Consider the following 15,922-nt stretch of genomic DNA (forward strand, 5'->3'; position numbering starts at 1 on the left):
GTTATTATCATAACTCGTACGCAGACATTTAAAAGCTGCCCCGGCAGGAGGGGTGGCTTTTTAAATATTATTCCCTATTTTTATAAACCTATTTCCCTCGATATCATGAGTATACCGGTTGCCATTGTTGATGATAAACGCATACTGCGCCAATCGTTAAGCGAGCAGATAGCTTATTACAAAGAAATCAGCGTTGTGTTACAATCTGCCGATGGCTCTGCTTTTTTAGAGGGAATGAAGGTTTTTAAAGCAGATGAGCGCCCCCAGGTGGTGCTGATGGATATTGAGATGCCCGTGATGGATGGTATAGAGGCGGTGCTCATAGGCAAAGAAATTTATCCAGACGTGCATTTTTTGATGCTTACCGTTTTTGATGATGACGAGAAGCTGTTTGAGGCCATAAAGGCCGGGGCAAGCGGTTATTTGCTGAAGGACGAGCGGGTATCAAACATTGTAAAAGCCATTACCGAAATTGTTTACGAAGGCGGGGTGCCTATGTCGCCACGGATAGCCCGCAAGGCGTTGGCCATGCTCAGGAACACGACCGACCCGGTTGAACAACCCAAAGAAGATGCTGACGACTGCTCGCTTTCATCCCGCGAACTGGAGATCCTGAACCGGATAGTTGACGGTTTAAACTACACCCAAATAGGCGAACGCCTTTTCATTAGCCCACATACCGTGCGCAAGCACATCGCCAATATTTACGATAAGCTGCACGTATCCAACAAAGCATCAGCCATCAAGATTGCATTGCGAAAGAAGTGGTTTAATTAAATAAAAAAGGCTCCGCAGGAGCCCCTTCTAAATTATATACCATTGGGATTTCTTATACCACCAAACTCTCCAATCCGTACTGCTTCAATACATCGGCAGGTACACCTACCCATTTATTAGGTGAGTTACCGGCGTATCCAAGATCCTTTACGCCCATTTCGGTAGTAAAGAAACCTGTTGCGGTAAGATCGCGCATGCGGTTAAAAAAGGCTACGCCCTGCTGCATTTCGGGTTTTGCTTTAGCCGGGTAGGCTATCTGGTCTACCATTTCTAATTGCTGGGCAGCTGAACTGGCCACAAAGGTTTTACTGAAACGGTTAAGGCACTGCAGATCCAGCCATTTAAGGCCACCGCGCAAGGGTAGCTGATGATCTGGTATATCTTTTACAATAAACTCTATAAACTCAGGCACCTTGGCATCAGATGCACTTCCGGATTTTGCGTCCTTCGGGATAATGATATTTGCCAATACCGTAATAGTAGCCATCTCGTGTTCGGTGAAAAATTTATCGGCAAGCAGTTTATTTTCCCGCTCCACTTCAGAAGGCTGGCGGCCGGGAGTAGCGCCTTTAGCTGTTTCGGCAGCTTCGGATGTGTTTTTATCAGGGGTTTTGCAGGCTTCCAGCATTACCGTTGCCGATAATGTGCCAATGCCAAGTGCTTTTAGGGAGTCGCGTCTGTTCATGATGCGTTATACGTTAAGTTTTTTACGTTGAGCCAAAATATATTCCGCGGTGCGCATACTCAGGGCCAAGATGGTCCAGGTAGCGTTTTTATCGCCCTGCTGTACAAACGGGGCGGCATCTACCACAAAAAGGTTCTTACAATCGTGCGCCTGGCAATACTTGTTCAGTGCCGATTTCGAAGGGTCATCACCCATACGGATGGTGCCCACCTCGTGGATGATCTTGCCCGGCGCTTCCAAGCCGTAATTGGTTTCGGGGCCTTGCTTGGTGCCGTGTATGGCGCCCATGTTGTGCAATACCTCTTCAAAGGTATCTTGCATGTGCTTGGCCTGGTTTATTTCGTCGTTGGTCCAGTTGTAATGAAACCGCAGTACCGGGATGCCAAATTTGTCAACCACGTTAGGGTCTATCTCGCAATAGTTATCGGCCCGTGCAATGGCGGTACCACGGCCGGCCATGCCTACCTGTGTGCCGTAAAAACGGCGGTAATCGTCTTTCAGCGCTGCGCCGTAACCACCGGCCTCTTTGGTTTTGCCATCCCTATCCGGCACCGCGCCATTCATGTTTTGCATCCCAAAGCCGAAACCGTACGATGGCATATGCAGGCCACCGCCGTATTCGATGTGGTAACCACGCGGGAAATTCAGTTTTTTATTATCCAGCCACCATGGCGAGTAAATATGCACGCTGCCTACGCCATCCTCGTTGTAGCGCTTTCGATCCAGTAGTTGCGGCAGGAAACCGCCCGCGCTGGAGCCGGTAGAATCGTGCAAATATTTACCAACCACGCCGCTGCTGTTGGCCAAACCGCCCGGGTGGGCCGACGATTTGGAATTGAGCAGAATACGTGCAGATTCGCCCGCGCTGGCGCCAAGCACAACCGTTTTGGCGTTTACCTGGTACTCCTGCATATCTTCTTTATTTACATAAGATACGCCGGTTGCCAATCCATCTTTATCCGTAAGTATCTCGCGCACCATGGCGTTGGTGATCACTTTTAAGTTGCCGGTTTTTATAGCCGGGATAACCAGGCAGGATGATGCCGAGAAATCGCCATATATTTTACAACTACGGCCGCATTGCCCGCAGAAGAAACAAGCGCCACGGTCTTTATTGCCCGGCAAAGCTTCGGTAAGTACCGAGCCACGGCCCGGGATAACTTTTACACCAGCCTTGCGCGCGCCTTGCGTAATAAACAGTTCGTTCAAACGAGGTTTCGGTGGCGGTAGAAAAATGCCATCCGGTTCGTTCTCTAAATTTTCTTTGGTACCGTAGATGCCTATCAGGCGGTCAACTTTATCGTAAAAAGGTTTTACGTCGTCATAGGTTATCGGCCATGGGTCGGTAAGGCCGTCCGTAGGCTGAAAATCCTGCGGACCCATCCTCAACGAGATACGGCCCCAGTGGTTGGTACGCCCGCCCAGCATCCGCGAGCGGAACCAGTAGAACTCTGTTTTATCTTTTGTGGTGTATGGTTCGCCATCGATATCCCATCCGCCAAAGGCGGCATCAAAATCGCCGAAGGGGCGGGTACTGCTTGCGCCCCTGCGTGCCGATTCCCATGGCCAGCGCAGTTGCTGTGAATCTTTTTGGGGGTCGAAAAAAGGGCCGGCCTCCAGCAGTAAAACTTTAACACCAGCGTTGGCCAGCACATAGGCTGCCATACCGCCGCCCGCGCCAGAGCCTACAACCACCACATCGTAAGTAGTGCCCGACTTTTTGATCTGCAAATCTTCCATTGAAAAAATATTTCGCTTATTGGTTGATGAAGCCTTGACTTATAATTGTTTTATTTTAATGTTTTTGTAGCTCACTACAGCGCCGTGGCCCTGTAAAGCAATATGGCCTTTAGGGTATTTGGCGAAGCCTTCCCAGGTTTTAAATTTGCTGTTGTTCAGCATTTCGGTCCACTCGGGGCTACCTATCAATACATTAACAGTTTCTATGCCGTTTAGCCAGAAGGTAAGTTGGCCATTTTGTTTACGCACTTTTACTTTATTCCACTCGCCTGCCGGTTTTGCCGCAGTGGCAGGTGCAGCTTTCATATCATATAAGCTACCGGCAAGGTGGTTTGGTTTTTTGTTGTCTTCTGCTTTTATGTTATCCAAAACCTGCATCTCAATGCCGGTAAGGTAAGTGGCGCTTAACGATGGGTCTTCGTGTACGCCTAAGATAATACCGCTGTTGCCGCCTTCGGCAATTTTCCAATCGATAGTTAATTCATAGTTCTCGTATTCGCCATCGGTAAGCAAGTCAGATGCTTCGTGCGATGTTGGATCTAACTGTAATGCGCCGTCTACAACAGACCATGAGCCTGCGCCGGTTTTGTTGTAAGCATGCCAGCCGGTAGTGGTTTTGCCATCAAATAATTTCACATCTTTTTGTGCTAACGCGGTGTAGCTAACTGCCGATAACGCCAAAGCGCTTAAAATTAATTTTTTCATACGGTTTCGTTTTAGCAGCGCTGAGTGGGCCGCTTTTGTTTGGGTAGTAAAAGTAGTATTTATTTTTATTGATGCTACTTTAACGTTTAATCAATCAAAAAAATTACAGTGGAGGAAGGGAGAATTGTCTGAATCAGAATTTTCAGAATTAGATAATTTTCAGAATAATAATCAGCGCGGCATTCTGCTCATTCTAAAATTCTGATTACTTATTCAGTAAAAACGATAAGCCAGAGGCCAGCCCGACGATACCATAACCATAGCTGCTTTGGAAAGAGATGTTGTAATCGTCCTGCCCGCGGTAGCCACCACCGGCGAGGATGGATACATCCTGCAGAAAGGGTAAGTGGTAATAATATTTAAGGCTTACGTTCAGTCTTTTTTTGATGTTGAAGGCTTTGTAGTTTTCGTACTTATCGGCTATGTAGGTAAAGTCGAACTGCAGGCGCTGCCAGTTGGCAAAGAGCTTGTTGTCTTTTTTAATAGGGTCGTCGTAAGCTTTTGCCAGGTTCAGCATGTAACTGCCATTAACCCTTACCCAGCCGTAGCGCCCGGGCAAACCAGCGGCAGAACCCTTGCCAAACAGGCCGCTATGAATTTCTACACCGATGGTTTTATATTGGTTGATGATCATGTTGGGCTTATCTGTACGCTTGCCAACGGTGTAGTTAAGCGTGTAAAAATTAGTGGAAAATTTACCGCTATCTACATAAAGCTGTTATCGGGCAGTAGTGTCGGTCCGCGAACGCCATTGGAGTGGTGCGTATACCCGCCGGAAAGGAATTCCGAATTAAGAACATCGCTATTGAGCCGGTAAAATAGCTGGATGCCGGGCATATAACTGGGCGATTTTACCGGTGCGCCCGGCGTGCTCAGCAGGCGGATCTTTACCCGGGTAAACGCATTTACAAAAAGGCGCGATTTGGGCGTATTGTACACCACAAAGTTGGCCACTACATCTGCAACCAGCTGTGTTTTTATAGGCTGAAAAAGTTCCTGCCCGAAAAACGAAGAGCGGAGATTTTGTACATAAATGTCGTTAAAATCGCGGTTGATGAGGCGGGTAGCTATCAGCGATGTGATGGTATCCTGCACAACGTTGGTGCCTTTTACCTTAATGGTATCGGAAACTTTACTGGAACTGAAAGCGAAGCTTTTGTGGGGAACGAGGAGTATTAAAATAATTAAACCGGTAAGTATCTTAAAAATGGGCCTTATAGGGGTCAATGTTATTGCTTTATGCGATTGTTTTTAAAGATAAACAAGAATTACAGCGGCAACGGGTGATTGTTTGGCAATACCTTACTCCTTTAACAAAACAACGTTTGGCTGACATTGAACAGATTTTGGGTGCAGGTTTTTGATGGATTTGCATATACCTTATTAATGCTTAGGCCGTATTAACAACAAAATGACTACCTTGCGTAATTTACTTATAGAATATAGTGACTTTTCAGGATTTTAATTTCAACGAACAATTATTAGAGGGCGTATTGAGCATGGGTTACACCAAGGCTACCCCCATACAGGAAATGACCATACCGGTTATAATGAATGGCGACGACCTTATCGCCTGTGCCCAAACTGGCACGGGTAAAACCGCATCTTATTTACTGCCGGTTTTAAATTTTATCGCTAACGCCAACACTCATCAAACTACCGCTTTGGTGCTTGCCCCAACACGGGAGCTTGCCCAGCAGATAGATCAGCAGGTAGAAGGGCTTGCCTATTTTACCGGCATCAGCTCTCAGGCTGTTTTCGGCGGTGGCGATGGTATGGCTTACGAGCAGCAGCGCCGCGGTATCCAAAATAGTGTAAATATTATTATTGCCACACCAGGGCGCTTAATTGCGCACCTAACATCAGGCGTGCTTAAGTTTAACCATATTACCCATTTGGTATTAGACGAGGCCGACCGGATGCTGGATATGGGTTTTAGCGATGATATTATGCGCATCATCAGCTATCTGCCCAAAAAACGCCAAACGCTTTTGTTTTCGGCAACCATGCCCGGCAGGATCCGCAATTTGGCCAAAGCTATCTTAACAGATCCGCAGCAGATCAATATCGCTATTTCGCAACCCGCAGCAGGCATAGACCAACAAGTTTACCGCCTTCACGATGGCCAAAAAACGCCTTTACTAAAAATGCTTTTAAAGGATGGGGGCTACTTAAGCTCTATCATTTTTGCATCCCGTAAGGAAATTGTAAAATCGCTTTATAAAGAACTAAAACAGGCACATTTAAATGTTGCCGCTTTTCACTCAGACCTGCAGCAGAACGAGCGGGAAGAAATTCTACTCCGCTTTAAAAACAAACAATTACCCGTTATTATTGGTACCGATGCTTTGTCGCGTGGGATAGATGTGGAAGGGATAGACCTTGTGATTAACTATGACGTACCCGGCGATGCCGAGGATTATGTTCACCGCATAGGTCGTACCGCACGTGCTGCAACAACAGGCACCGCCATCACTTTTGTGAACGACCGCGACCTGAAGAAGCTGAAAAGCATTGAGCAGCTGATAAGCCGTGAAGTAGCCCAAAAGGAACTGCCCGAAGAGCTGAAAGGTATTGAGCATGTTGCACAGGAACGCCCGCATGGTGGCGGCCGTAACGATCAGCGCCGAAGACCAAACCAGTATAAAGGAAACAAACCGCGCCCTGCAGCCAATTAAACCTTTTAAATTTTATATGGTCTATTTGATTTGTAATAGTGAATGTGTTACATTTACACAACAAACCAATTAAATAACCATACCATGACTTCCAGACGTTCTTTCCTCAAAACCTCAGCGGTATTGGGTACCGGGCTTTTAATGGCCCCAAACTTATATGCCCGTAACAAAAAATATATCGGCGTACAACTTTATACGGTGCGCGATGCAATGGCCAAAGACCCGGTAGGTACTTTAGCTAAAGTGGCCAAAGTTGGCTTTAACAGTGTAGAAGGCGCTACCTACACAGGTACGCAAAAATTCTACGGAATGGAGCCAAAGCAGTTTAAACAAGTGTTAAGCGACAATGGGCTGAAAATGCTAAGCGGGCACTATATGCTGGGCGAAGGGATGGCAACAACCAAAGGCACAATTACAAACGAATGGCAGAAAGCGGTTGACGATGCTGCTGCCGTAGGTTTAAAATATATGGTTTGCGCCTATTTGCTTGATGGTGAGAGAGGCACGCTGGCCCACTATCAGCAAACTGCCGAGAAATTGAATACAGCCGGTGAAATTTGCAAAAAAGCAGGTATACAGCTTTGTTACCACAACCACGATTTTGAATTTAAGCAGGAGGATGGCAAATTTCCGTATGAAACTTTGTTGCACAGTACGGATAAACACCTGGTGAAAATGGAAATGGATATTTATTGGATATACCGTGCCAAGCAAGATCCTATCGCCTTGTTTAACGAAAACCCGGGCCGTTTCCCGCTATGGCACGTAAAAGACATGGATAACACCCCTAAACAAATGTTTACCGAAGTAGGTAACGGCGTAATTCCGTTTAAAGAGATATTTAAACATGCCGATAAAGCAGGGTTAAAATATTTCTTTAACGAGCAGGACGTTTGCCCGGGCGATCCATTCAATAGCATCACCCAAAGCTACAACTACATTAAAAAGAACCTAGTTTAATTACACAGGCGTTGATATTAGAAAAGCCGGATCCGAAAAAGGGTTCGGTTTTTTTTGTGAGGTGTTTTTTATTCCCGTGCTGAGAGATTAATAGCCTACCAAAAGACAGTGGTTTTTAAATTTCTTTACGGTTTATAATAAAAAATTTAAGATTTATGGTGACACTATTATGGTGAAAAATATGTTAACCCTGATTATTTTTAAATTTTTGATTATCAATTATTTGAAATCTGTAGATTGAAATTGTGTTAAGTTATGTTAACCCTAATTCCTAAGCACCGATGCTTGATGATTAGTAAAAGAGGGCTAAATTAAAGAGATTATAGAAAGGTTTACAAATTGAACATGCTGGGTTTAATTGGCTATATTCTGCTCAGGGCGGAAGATAGCGTCTTTTAAATTATATCCAAAAACGAAATCGCATACCCTACCATCGTCGTATATAAGCACATGAACATACCTCATTTAAAAAACTTCCTTGCAGCCGCAGTGCTTTGCCTTGGATTAACTATACCCGCCCAGGCCCAAAAACATCTGGAAAAAGGCGATAAAATGCCTTCATTTTCGTTAACCGACCAAAACGGCAAAACCTTTAACGTAACCAATGAGGTCGGCAAGCATAAATTGGTAATATACTTTTATCCCAAAGACGAGAGCATGGTTTGCACCAAAGAGGCTTGTGCCTTTCGCGATATGTTCGATCAGTTTGCTAAGGTAGGCGCGGTAGTTATTGGCGTAAACGGCGGGACGGTTGCCAGCCACAAAGCCTTTGCCAACCACTACAAACTCCCGTTTGTTTTGCTGAGCGACCCCGGCGATAAAGTGTACAAACTGTTTGGGGTGAAGAAAAAGTTTTTCATGAGTGGCCGCGAAACTTTTGTGGTAGATTTGAATGGAACCATCGTGTATTCGCACGCTGCTATGCTGGAAGGCAAGGCCCATGCCGATGATGCACTTGCCGCTCTAAAGTCAGCCAAATAAACAAATATGATAACCGCCTTAAAAGTAATTTTCAGCCTGGTATTTGTTTGGGTCTGCTACACGGTGATCACTACCAGCCTGCAAAGTAACTTGTTTGAGCAGTGGGATTACCTCGGTTCCATCCCCTGGATGCGCGCCACCCTCTGGGATTTTTATGCCAACGTATCGGTGATATACCTGTGGGTTTGCTATAAAGAGAAAGGCATTGTGTCAAAGGTCATCTGGCTGGTGTTATTGATAGTTTTGGGCAGTATTGCCAGTACGGCATTCGTACTCATCCAACTTTTTCGCTTGAAACCTAATGAAGGATTAAAGGAATTTTTTATCTCGCGTAATGGATAATTATACCGTGTGGCAGTTGGCCCTTTACAGTTTCGTAGGGTGCTCTATTATTATGGGGCTGGTTTGGGTATGGAGTTACAGGATAAAAAATGCCGGGGTGGTGGATATCTTCTGGTCGTACAATTTCCCCGTGATCGCCATTATCCTGTTTTTGCTTGCGCCTGGTTTCGAGCTACGTAAACAGCTGATAGCTGGCATGGTTGTTTTGGCCGGGTTGCGTTTAGGTACACATTTGGCCATCCGAATTACTAAACACTTACGCGAAGAAGAGCCCCGCTATGCGCATATCCGTAAGGAATGGGGCAAAAATGCCGAACCCAAGATGTTCGGGTTTTTCCAGATGCAGGCGGCATCCAACGTATTGCTGGCTATTCCATTTTTCATCATCGCCATGAACACAGAACCGCGATTATCTGTGTTTGAATATATCGGCGTAATACTTTGGGCCATCAGTGTTATTTGCGAAGCCGTGGCTGATAGACAATTGGCGAACTTCAAAAAAGATGCGGCTAATAAAGGGAAGGTCTGCGATACCGGGCTTTGGCATTATTCGCGGCACCCAAATTACTTTTTCGAGTGGTTGATGTGGGTATCGTATTTTGTTTTCGCGCTGGGTTCGCCCTATGGGTACCTGGCCATCATCAGCCCGGCGATAATTTTGTATTTGTTGCTCAAGGTTACCGGCATCCCTACTACCGAAGAACAATCCTTACGTTCCAAACCCGAAGCATACAAAAAATACCAGGCAACAACCTGCGTTTTTGTGCCCTGGCCTAAGATGAAGAAGTAAAAATTTGCGCGTAAAATCCGTACCGGTTTTTACAACGTATACCTCTATAAATAAACAACAACCTCGCGCTTAGAAAAGCGCATACCCCCAATTATGTGGTACGATAAATTAGTAGAACAAGATAAAGTCCCCGATCTTTTATTGCGGAAAGGTATCCGCAAGCTATTACAGCAAAGACTTAATGATGAAAAAAAGCCCGATGTAGAAGCCCAGCAGGCACACCTAATGAAGCTCATTACCGAACTGAAAGCATCGCCGATTGCCGTTAATACCGCCGATGCTAACGAACAGCATTACGAGGTGCCCACCAAATTTTACCAGTATTGCCTCGGCAAAAATTTAAAATATAGCAGCGGGTACTGGAAATTAGGTGTTACCGATATTGATACCTCCGAAGATGATATGCTGGAACTTACCTGCCAGCGTGCAGGCTTAGCCAGCGGTCAGCGTGTTTTAGAGCTGGGCTGTGGCTGGGGTTCGTTATCCTTGTTTATGGCGGCTAAATACCCGGAGAGCACCTTTAAAGTAGTATCAAACTCCCGCACGCAGAAGATCCATATTGATGAGCAGGCCAAACAACGTGGGATTACCAATCTTACGGTACTAACCGCCGATATGAATACCTTCGCTATCGACGATAGATTCGATAGGGTGGTATCGGTAGAAATGTTTGAACACATGCGCAACTACCAGCTGCTGATGGCGAAAGTAGCATCATTTTTAAAAGAAAATGGCAAGCTGTTCATCCACATCTTTACCCATAAAGAATACGCTTACAAGTTTGAAGTGAAGGACGAAAGCGACTGGATGAGCAAATACTTTTTCACCGGTGGCATTATGCCAAGCGACGACCTTATGTTCTACTTCAACGACGATTTGGTGGTAGAGAACCACTGGCAGGTAAGCGGCACCCATTACGCCAAAACATCTGAAGCGTGGCTGGCCAATATGGATAAGCATAAAGCAGAAATTATGCCGCTGTTCGAAGATACTTATGGTAAAGATCAAGCCGTAAAATGGTGGGTTTACTGGCGCTTATTTTATTTAGCTTGCGCCGAATTGTGGAACTTTAACCAGGGCAACGAGTGGTTAGTGAGCCACTACTTATTTCATAAAAACGGCGCATGATCAGGCTTATCCTCGTAATTATTCTCTTCCTTATTTCGTTGCTGGCGGTGTCCAGGGCACCTGCTTACTATTTGTGGCTGCTGGCCATTGGCGTAACGGAGTTTCCTTTGCTGTTCGCCGGGATAACTTCCATGGTATTGATCGCCGGGGTTTGGTTTCAAAAATACCAGGCGGCGTCAACCTCTATTGGGGTGCTTGCCTTGCTGCTTTTTCTTTCGCCTATAGTAATGTCTTATATAGTAGCATCGTCATTAAAAAAAGATTTTGTAACGGCTTTTGGTCCGGGCAGTGCCAGTATCAATGGCGATAGCACGCAGGCCCCGTTCAGCTTTTTTAAATTGTTTAAGGCGAAGCCGTGGGTTGCCTACAAATCGCTGGTTTATAATACCAGCATGGAGGCGCCGCTGAGCTTGAATTTTTACCCCTCGGCTATCAGTGGCAAAAAGCCTTGCATCGTATCGGTACATGGTGGTTCCTGGGCAGGGGGCGATAACTCCGAATTGCCTGAATTAAACAGCTACCTGGCGCAACAAGGCTATAACGTGGCGGCAATTAATTATCGCCTTGCGCCAAAATATCAAACCCCATCCCCGGTTATGGATGTGGCCGAAGCGTTTGCTTACCTGAAAGCCCATGCCGATGAATTGCATATCGACACCAATAATTTTGTGCTAATGGGCCGCTCGGCGGGCGCGCAGATCGCTTTATTGTATGCCTACACCCATCCTGATAGTGGTTTAAAAGGCGTGATAGATTTTTACGGCCCTGCCGATATGGTTTGGGGGTATTCCATCCCATCTAATAAATGGATCATGGATTCGCGCAAGGTAATGGAGAACTACATCGGCGGTGCTTACCCCGCGGTGCCGCAGAAGTATCTGGATTGCTCGCCGCTTGAATTTGTGAGTAAACAAAGTGTACCCACGCTTTTGCTCCATGGTAGTAACGATGTGCTGGTAGCGCCCGAGCATAGCCGCCGATTGGATAAAAAGCTAACCGAAAACAACATCAAACATTTTTGGCTAAAACTGCCCTGGGCAACTCACGGGTTCGATTATAACCTATACGGACCGGGCGGGCAATTATCAACCTACGTGGTAGAGCGTTTTATAAAAACCGTAACCAAATAACATGCACAAAACAGCTATCATTGGCACCGGTATAGCCGGCATGGGTTGCGGCCATTTCCTGCAAAAGCAAACCAGCCTTACCTTTTACGAGCAAAACGATTACGTAGGCGGCCATACCAATACCGTAACGGTTGATGAGGGTGGCAAGCCCGTTTACATTGATACCGGTTTTATGGTGTTTAACTATAAAACCTACCCCAACCTTTGCCGCCTGTTTGCAGAAATTGGTGCCCCGGTGAAGAAAACGGATATGAGCTTTAGTGTGCAGCATATCCCAAGTAATTTGGAGTACAGTGGCAGCAGTTTAAACCACCTGTTTGCCCAGCGGAGGAATATTTTCAATATCCCCTACCTGCGGATGCTAAGCCAGATAAGTCGCTTTAATAAAGAAAGCGTGAAGATCTTGGACGACCCTAAATTCGCCAATTATTCCATCGGCCAATACATCAAAGAGTTTAACTACAGCGAGGATATGCTGTGGAAGTATTTGGTTCCCATGAGTTCGGCGGTTTGGAGTACGCCGATGGAGCAGATGCTCGATTTTCCTGCTGTATCGCTTATCCGCTTCTTTCTCAACCATGGTTTTTTAGGGCTGGATACGCAGCACCAGTGGTACACACCGGTGAACGGCAGCCAATCGTACCGCGAGATCCTGATCAAACCCTTCCTGGATAAGATCCGTGTAAACTGTAAAGCCATTAACGTTGCCCGCCTGGCAGATGGCAAAGTGCTGGTGCTGGGTTCTGATGGTTCAAAAGAGATCTTTGACAGGGTGATCATCGCCGCCCATGGCGACCAGGCGCTTAAAATGCTGGATGCCCCAACTATGGATGAGCAGCGCCTGTTATCCTGTTTCAAATATCAGTACAACAAAGCCACCCTGCATACCGACGAAAGCATTATGCCCAACAAAAAGCTCGCCTGGAGCAGTTGGAATTACCGCATCCAAATGCAGGATGGCAAGCTAATGCCCAGCACTATTTATTGGATGAACCGCCTGCAGGATGTATCAGATAAAAAGAATTACTTCGTGTCTATCAACCCGCATAATAACATTGATGAGAAGAAGATAATTAAGCAGATCGACTACGAGCACCCCCTGTTTGATGTACCCGCCATGCAGGCTCAAAACGAACTGCACAAACTAAACCAAAACGGCCCCATTTACTTCTGTGGCAGCTATTTTAAATACGGTTTCCACGAGGATGCTTTTGCCAGCGCGGTTAAACTAAGTTCGCATTTGCTGGGGAGAGAAATTTATGCGGATATAAACGCGTAGAAGGGAACACCCTTATTTGTTATTTTTCAACTCGATAAAAAGGGTGTCAATTCCTTCTGTAATCTCATTGAACATGGAACCATGGCGAATTACTGTAATAAGCCAATTCATACCTCCGAGCCATCCAACACACAACAAAAATCCCAGATAACTGCCTGAAAATATCCAGAAACCAATGCCCATAATTGGAACCACAATAAACAATTGATACATAAAATACTCGTAAGTTATTTTACTTTGAAATCCATCTTCTTCAATCCTAAAAACACCTTTATCAACGGCTCTTAAAATATTCCAGTTAAAATACGAGGTCGAGCCTTTATATCGGAGGCTATAATCAGTTTTATCAATGTTTTTACCGGACTTATCTCGTATAAATTTATCTATATAACAAAGTATTTTTTCTGTCTCATCTTTTGAAAGCCGTTTCTCGAATGATTTGGAGCGTGTAATGGTGATATGGAATGGCATGGTTTAGATCGTTGAAATAAAGGTAGTATTTAATCAACAAGTTTCATAAAGCATCTGGGCCGGCTTAAACTTCGTATATTCCCATATGCCAAGCCCCGCCATTAATTCCTGTTTATACAAAGCAAAGGTGATGCACCACCGTTTGGCGCCTAAGGTACACAGCTTCCATTACGAAGTTTTTATGTTCTATCTCGATCTGGATGAGATAGCAGGGCTATCTAAACGCTTTAGGCTAATGAGCCGCAACCGGTTCAACCTGTTCAGCTTCAGGGATAAAGACCATCTGCAACTACCACGCGAAAAACCCGATACGACCAAAAATATCCGTGAGCATATTAACGCCTACCTGGCAGAGAACGGCATTACCAACCCACCCAAACGGATAATGGTGCTCACCAACCTGTGTACGTTGGGCTATCAGTTTAACCCGGTTTCGTTTTATTTTTGCTATAATGAGGCTGATGAGCCTATCTGTTCCGTTGTGGAAGTTTGCAATACCTTTAGGGAGATGAAGCCTTATTTTTTGGGTGCAGATACCAAACAAGATGAAGGGTTTAAGCTCAATACGGAGAAATACTTTTACGTATCGCCCTTTATCGATATGGATACCAATTTTGATTTTGATCTGCAAATTCCCGGCGATAAACTACAGGTACGGATAGATGATTACGATAAGGCCGGCAAGCGGTTTTTTATCAGTACCCTTACAGGTTTACGCAAACCTTTAACCGATTCAAACCTGCTGCTGTATTTTATAAGTTTCCCGCTGATAACCCTAAAAGTTATCGGCCTTATCCATTGGCAGGCCATGAAACTATGGCTCAAAAAACTGCCGTTTCATAAAAAGGGCGACGATGCCGGGCTTCAAAAAGGCGTGTACCGCCCCTATAGAGCAAATTAGGCTAAACAGCAAAAAACTTTTTACTGTACATACTTCGTACATTAATTTATATTAAAATATACGCAGATACCACCAATGGCCAATTCGCTCTCCATAACCAAAAAAAGAACAGGTTTTTACCAGGATATCGTTCTCGGGTTCCTTTACAAAATGGACAAGGGCTTCCTTAACCTCACCCTGCCCAATGGCGAACAGATAAGCATTGGCACCGGCGAAGGCAACATTGCCGCCAATATTGTGGTTAACAGCGATGAATTTTACAAGCGTGTAATTTTATATGGCGATATCGGTTTCGGCGAGGCTTATACCGATGGCCTTTGGGATACCGATAATATTACCAACGTAATAAAATGGGTACTGCTGAATATAGAGAACGCGCCGAGCGTATCGGGCGGCAAAGCACAGGCGGCAGCGCTCAACGTGTTTAAATGGTTCAATAAACTCTCCCAATCAAAACGCGCCAATACACTGGATGGTTCGCGCAAAAACATCTCCGAGCATTACGATCTGAATAACGATTTCTTCGGTAGCTTCCTCGACCCAACTATGACTTACTCCAGCGCGTATTTTTACCGTGATGGCTTGTCGTTAGAGGAGGCACAGATTGCCAAGTACGACCGTCTGTGCCGCCAGTTGCACTTAAAACCAACCGACCATGTGCTGGAAATTGGCAGCGGATGGGGCGGCAATGCCATCTATATGGCCAAAAACTATGGCTGCAAGGTTACCTCGCTCACCATATCCGAAGAGCAGCACAAACTGGCTGTAGAGCGCGTGGAAGCAGCCGGCCTTTCGCACAAAATAAGCATCGAGCTGCGCGATTACCGCACGCTGGAAGGGCAGTACGATAAAATAGTTTCGGTAGAGATGCTGGAAGCAGTGGGCCATGAGTTCCTGGATGTATACTTTAAAAAATGCCACTCCCTGTTGAAGAAAAGCGGCATCCTGGCCATACAAGTGATCACCTCGCCCGATTCGCGCTACGATAGCCTGCGCAAAGGGGTGGACTGGATCCAGAAACATATTTTCCCCGGCTCGCTGCTGCCATCAGTTGCCGCTATCAACAGCTCCATTAACCGCACCGGCGATATGACCATGGTAGACCTGAAGGACTTGGGCATAGACTATGCCAAAACCCTAAAACTGTGGTACGATCAGTTTAACCTTAGCCTGGGCAAAGTAAAAACATTAGGGTTTGATGATACCTTCATCCGCAAATGGAACTACTACCTCTGTTACTGCGAGGCCGCCTTCGCCATGCGCAACATCAATGTAATGCACCTCGTTTATTCAAGGCCGAATAATGTGAGTTATTGAGAATAGTAGCAGTTCTTAGTAGCTGTAGCAGTTTCCAA

18 protein-coding genes are annotated in these 15,922 nt (G+C 45.6%); 12 read left to right on the top strand and 6 right to left on the bottom strand.

Annotated elements, in window-relative coordinates; translation table 11 throughout:
• Window positions 1–105 precede the first annotated feature (105 nt).
• Window positions 106–777, top strand: coding sequence for a response regulator transcription factor (locus EPL05_RS11480; RefSeq protein WP_128534103.1), 672 nt, complete (start codon window positions 106–108; stop codon window positions 775–777).
• Between the two features lie 52 nt (window positions 778–829).
• Here EPL05_RS11480 and EPL05_RS11485 read toward each other — a convergent pair whose 3' ends face one another.
• The 5 genes from EPL05_RS11485 to EPL05_RS11505 all read right to left on the bottom strand — a co-directional run bounded on the left by EPL05_RS11485 (window position 830) and on the right by EPL05_RS11505 (window position 5,134).
• Window positions 830–1,462: a gluconate 2-dehydrogenase subunit 3 family protein gene (locus EPL05_RS11485; RefSeq protein WP_128534104.1), complete on the bottom strand. Its 633-nt coding sequence runs from the start codon at window positions 1,460–1,462 to the stop codon at window positions 830–832.
• A gap of 6 nt (window positions 1,463–1,468) precedes the next feature.
• The gene (locus EPL05_RS11490; protein WP_128534105.1) at window positions 1,469–3,202 is read right to left on the bottom strand and encodes a GMC family oxidoreductase; all 1,734 of its coding nucleotides are present in this window, start codon (window positions 3,200–3,202) and stop codon (window positions 1,469–1,471) included.
• A gap of 39 nt (window positions 3,203–3,241) precedes the next feature.
• Complete coding sequence (locus tag EPL05_RS11495; RefSeq protein WP_128534106.1) at window positions 3,242–3,907, bottom strand: 3-keto-disaccharide hydrolase; 666 nt, start codon at window positions 3,905–3,907, stop codon at window positions 3,242–3,244.
• Between the two features lie 205 nt (window positions 3,908–4,112).
• Window positions 4,113–4,541 (bottom strand): hypothetical protein, encoded by a 429-nt coding sequence (locus tag EPL05_RS11500; RefSeq protein ID WP_128534107.1) that lies wholly within the window; start codon window positions 4,539–4,541, stop codon window positions 4,113–4,115.
• Between the two features lie 71 nt (window positions 4,542–4,612).
• On the bottom strand, window positions 4,613–5,134 hold the full coding sequence (locus EPL05_RS11505) for a hypothetical protein (protein ID WP_128534108.1): 522 nt from the start codon (window positions 5,132–5,134) through the stop codon (window positions 4,613–4,615).
• On the opposite strand from EPL05_RS11505, the gene EPL05_RS23965 reads away from it, so the two are divergent.
• The 9 genes from EPL05_RS23965 (at window position 5,134) to EPL05_RS11545 (ending at window position 13,195) form a co-directional block, all read left to right on the top strand.
• Window positions 5,134–5,271: a hypothetical protein gene (locus EPL05_RS23965; RefSeq protein WP_166727684.1), complete on the top strand. Its 138-nt coding sequence runs from the start codon at window positions 5,134–5,136 to the stop codon at window positions 5,269–5,271. The two genes, EPL05_RS11505 and EPL05_RS23965, sit on opposite strands and share 1 nt — an antisense overlap.
• An 81-nt stretch (window positions 5,272–5,352) precedes the next feature.
• Complete coding sequence (locus tag EPL05_RS11510) at window positions 5,353–6,585, top strand: DEAD/DEAH box helicase (RefSeq protein WP_208394725.1); 1,233 nt, start codon at window positions 5,353–5,355, stop codon at window positions 6,583–6,585.
• Window positions 6,586–6,669: 84 nt separating this feature from the next.
• Entirely contained in the window at window positions 6,670–7,545 is an 876-nt protein-coding gene (locus EPL05_RS11515) for a TIM barrel protein (protein ID WP_128534109.1), read from the top strand.
• Between the two features lie 450 nt (window positions 7,546–7,995).
• Window positions 7,996–8,526, top strand: a complete 531-nt coding sequence (locus tag EPL05_RS11520; protein WP_128534110.1) for a peroxiredoxin — start codon at window positions 7,996–7,998, stop codon at window positions 8,524–8,526.
• Window positions 8,527–8,532: 6 nt separating this feature from the next.
• Window positions 8,533–8,868, top strand: coding sequence for a DUF1475 family protein (locus EPL05_RS11525; RefSeq protein ID WP_128534111.1), 336 nt, complete (start codon window positions 8,533–8,535; stop codon window positions 8,866–8,868).
• The gene (locus tag EPL05_RS11530) at window positions 8,861–9,658 is read left to right on the top strand and encodes a DUF1295 domain-containing protein (protein WP_128534112.1); all 798 of its coding nucleotides are present in this window, start codon (window positions 8,861–8,863) and stop codon (window positions 9,656–9,658) included. Before EPL05_RS11525 ends, EPL05_RS11530 begins: the two co-directional genes overlap by 8 nt.
• A gap of 93 nt (window positions 9,659–9,751) precedes the next feature.
• Window positions 9,752–10,786, top strand: coding sequence for an SAM-dependent methyltransferase (locus EPL05_RS11535; protein ID WP_128534113.1), 1,035 nt, complete (start codon window positions 9,752–9,754; stop codon window positions 10,784–10,786).
• Complete coding sequence (locus EPL05_RS11540; protein WP_128534114.1) at window positions 10,783–11,916, top strand: alpha/beta hydrolase; 1,134 nt, start codon at window positions 10,783–10,785, stop codon at window positions 11,914–11,916. Before EPL05_RS11535 ends, EPL05_RS11540 begins: the two co-directional genes overlap by 4 nt.
• A gap of 1 nt (window position 11,917) precedes the next feature.
• Complete coding sequence (locus EPL05_RS11545; protein ID WP_128534115.1) at window positions 11,918–13,195, top strand: NAD(P)/FAD-dependent oxidoreductase; 1,278 nt, start codon at window positions 11,918–11,920, stop codon at window positions 13,193–13,195.
• 12 nt (window positions 13,196–13,207) lie between these two features.
• Here the strand turns inward: EPL05_RS11545 and EPL05_RS11550 are convergent, their stop codons facing one another.
• Complete coding sequence (locus tag EPL05_RS11550; protein WP_128534116.1) at window positions 13,208–13,666, bottom strand: hypothetical protein; 459 nt, start codon at window positions 13,664–13,666, stop codon at window positions 13,208–13,210.
• A gap of 85 nt (window positions 13,667–13,751) precedes the next feature.
• Between EPL05_RS11550 and EPL05_RS11555 the strand changes: the two genes are divergently transcribed.
• Window positions 13,752–14,567 (top strand): DUF1365 domain-containing protein, encoded by an 816-nt coding sequence (locus EPL05_RS11555; RefSeq protein ID WP_208394726.1) that lies wholly within the window; start codon window positions 13,752–13,754, stop codon window positions 14,565–14,567.
• Window positions 14,568–14,642: 75 nt separating this feature from the next.
• Complete coding sequence (locus EPL05_RS11560) at window positions 14,643–15,884, top strand: SAM-dependent methyltransferase (protein ID WP_128534117.1); 1,242 nt, start codon at window positions 14,643–14,645, stop codon at window positions 15,882–15,884.
• Window positions 15,885–15,922: the final 38 nt, after the last annotated feature.

Source organism: Mucilaginibacter gilvus, from assembly GCF_004054195.1.
In the GTDB taxonomy this organism is placed as follows: Bacteria; Bacteroidota; Bacteroidia; order Sphingobacteriales; family Sphingobacteriaceae; genus Mucilaginibacter; species Mucilaginibacter gilvus.

What these genes read in the sequence shown, in the direction of transcription:
- EPL05_RS11500 (WP_128534107.1), bottom strand. Translation starts at nt 4,541, where the DNA reads ATGATCATCAACCAATATAAAACCATCGGTGTAGAAATTCATAGCGGC.
- EPL05_RS11545 (WP_128534115.1), top strand. Translation starts at nt 11,918, where the DNA reads ATGCACAAAACAGCTATCATTGGCACCGGTATAGCCGGCATGGGTTGC.
- EPL05_RS11495 (WP_128534106.1), bottom strand. Translation starts at nt 3,907, where the DNA reads ATGAAAAAATTAATTTTAAGCGCTTTGGCGTTATCGGCAGTTAGCTAC.
- EPL05_RS11555 (WP_208394726.1), top strand. Translation starts at nt 13,752, where the DNA reads ATGCCAAGCCCCGCCATTAATTCCTGTTTATACAAAGCAAAGGTGATG.
- EPL05_RS11515 (WP_128534109.1), top strand. Translation starts at nt 6,670, where the DNA reads ATGACTTCCAGACGTTCTTTCCTCAAAACCTCAGCGGTATTGGGTACC.
- EPL05_RS11540 (WP_128534114.1), top strand. Translation starts at nt 10,783, where the DNA reads ATGATCAGGCTTATCCTCGTAATTATTCTCTTCCTTATTTCGTTGCTG.
- EPL05_RS11530 (WP_128534112.1), top strand. Translation starts at nt 8,861, where the DNA reads ATGGATAATTATACCGTGTGGCAGTTGGCCCTTTACAGTTTCGTAGGG.
- EPL05_RS11485 (WP_128534104.1), bottom strand. Translation starts at nt 1,462, where the DNA reads ATGAACAGACGCGACTCCCTAAAAGCACTTGGCATTGGCACATTATCG.
- EPL05_RS11520 (WP_128534110.1), top strand. Translation starts at nt 7,996, where the DNA reads ATGAACATACCTCATTTAAAAAACTTCCTTGCAGCCGCAGTGCTTTGC.
- EPL05_RS11560 (WP_128534117.1), top strand. Translation starts at nt 14,643, where the DNA reads ATGGCCAATTCGCTCTCCATAACCAAAAAAAGAACAGGTTTTTACCAG.
- EPL05_RS11535 (WP_128534113.1), top strand. Translation starts at nt 9,752, where the DNA reads ATGTGGTACGATAAATTAGTAGAACAAGATAAAGTCCCCGATCTTTTA.
- EPL05_RS11550 (WP_128534116.1), bottom strand. Translation starts at nt 13,666, where the DNA reads ATGCCATTCCATATCACCATTACACGCTCCAAATCATTCGAGAAACGG.
- EPL05_RS11490 (WP_128534105.1), bottom strand. Translation starts at nt 3,202, where the DNA reads ATGGAAGATTTGCAGATCAAAAAGTCGGGCACTACTTACGATGTGGTG.
- EPL05_RS11480 (WP_128534103.1), top strand. Translation starts at nt 106, where the DNA reads ATGAGTATACCGGTTGCCATTGTTGATGATAAACGCATACTGCGCCAA.
- EPL05_RS23965 (WP_166727684.1), top strand. Translation starts at nt 5,134, where the DNA reads ATGTTATTGCTTTATGCGATTGTTTTTAAAGATAAACAAGAATTACAG.
- EPL05_RS11525 (WP_128534111.1), top strand. Translation starts at nt 8,533, where the DNA reads ATGATAACCGCCTTAAAAGTAATTTTCAGCCTGGTATTTGTTTGGGTC.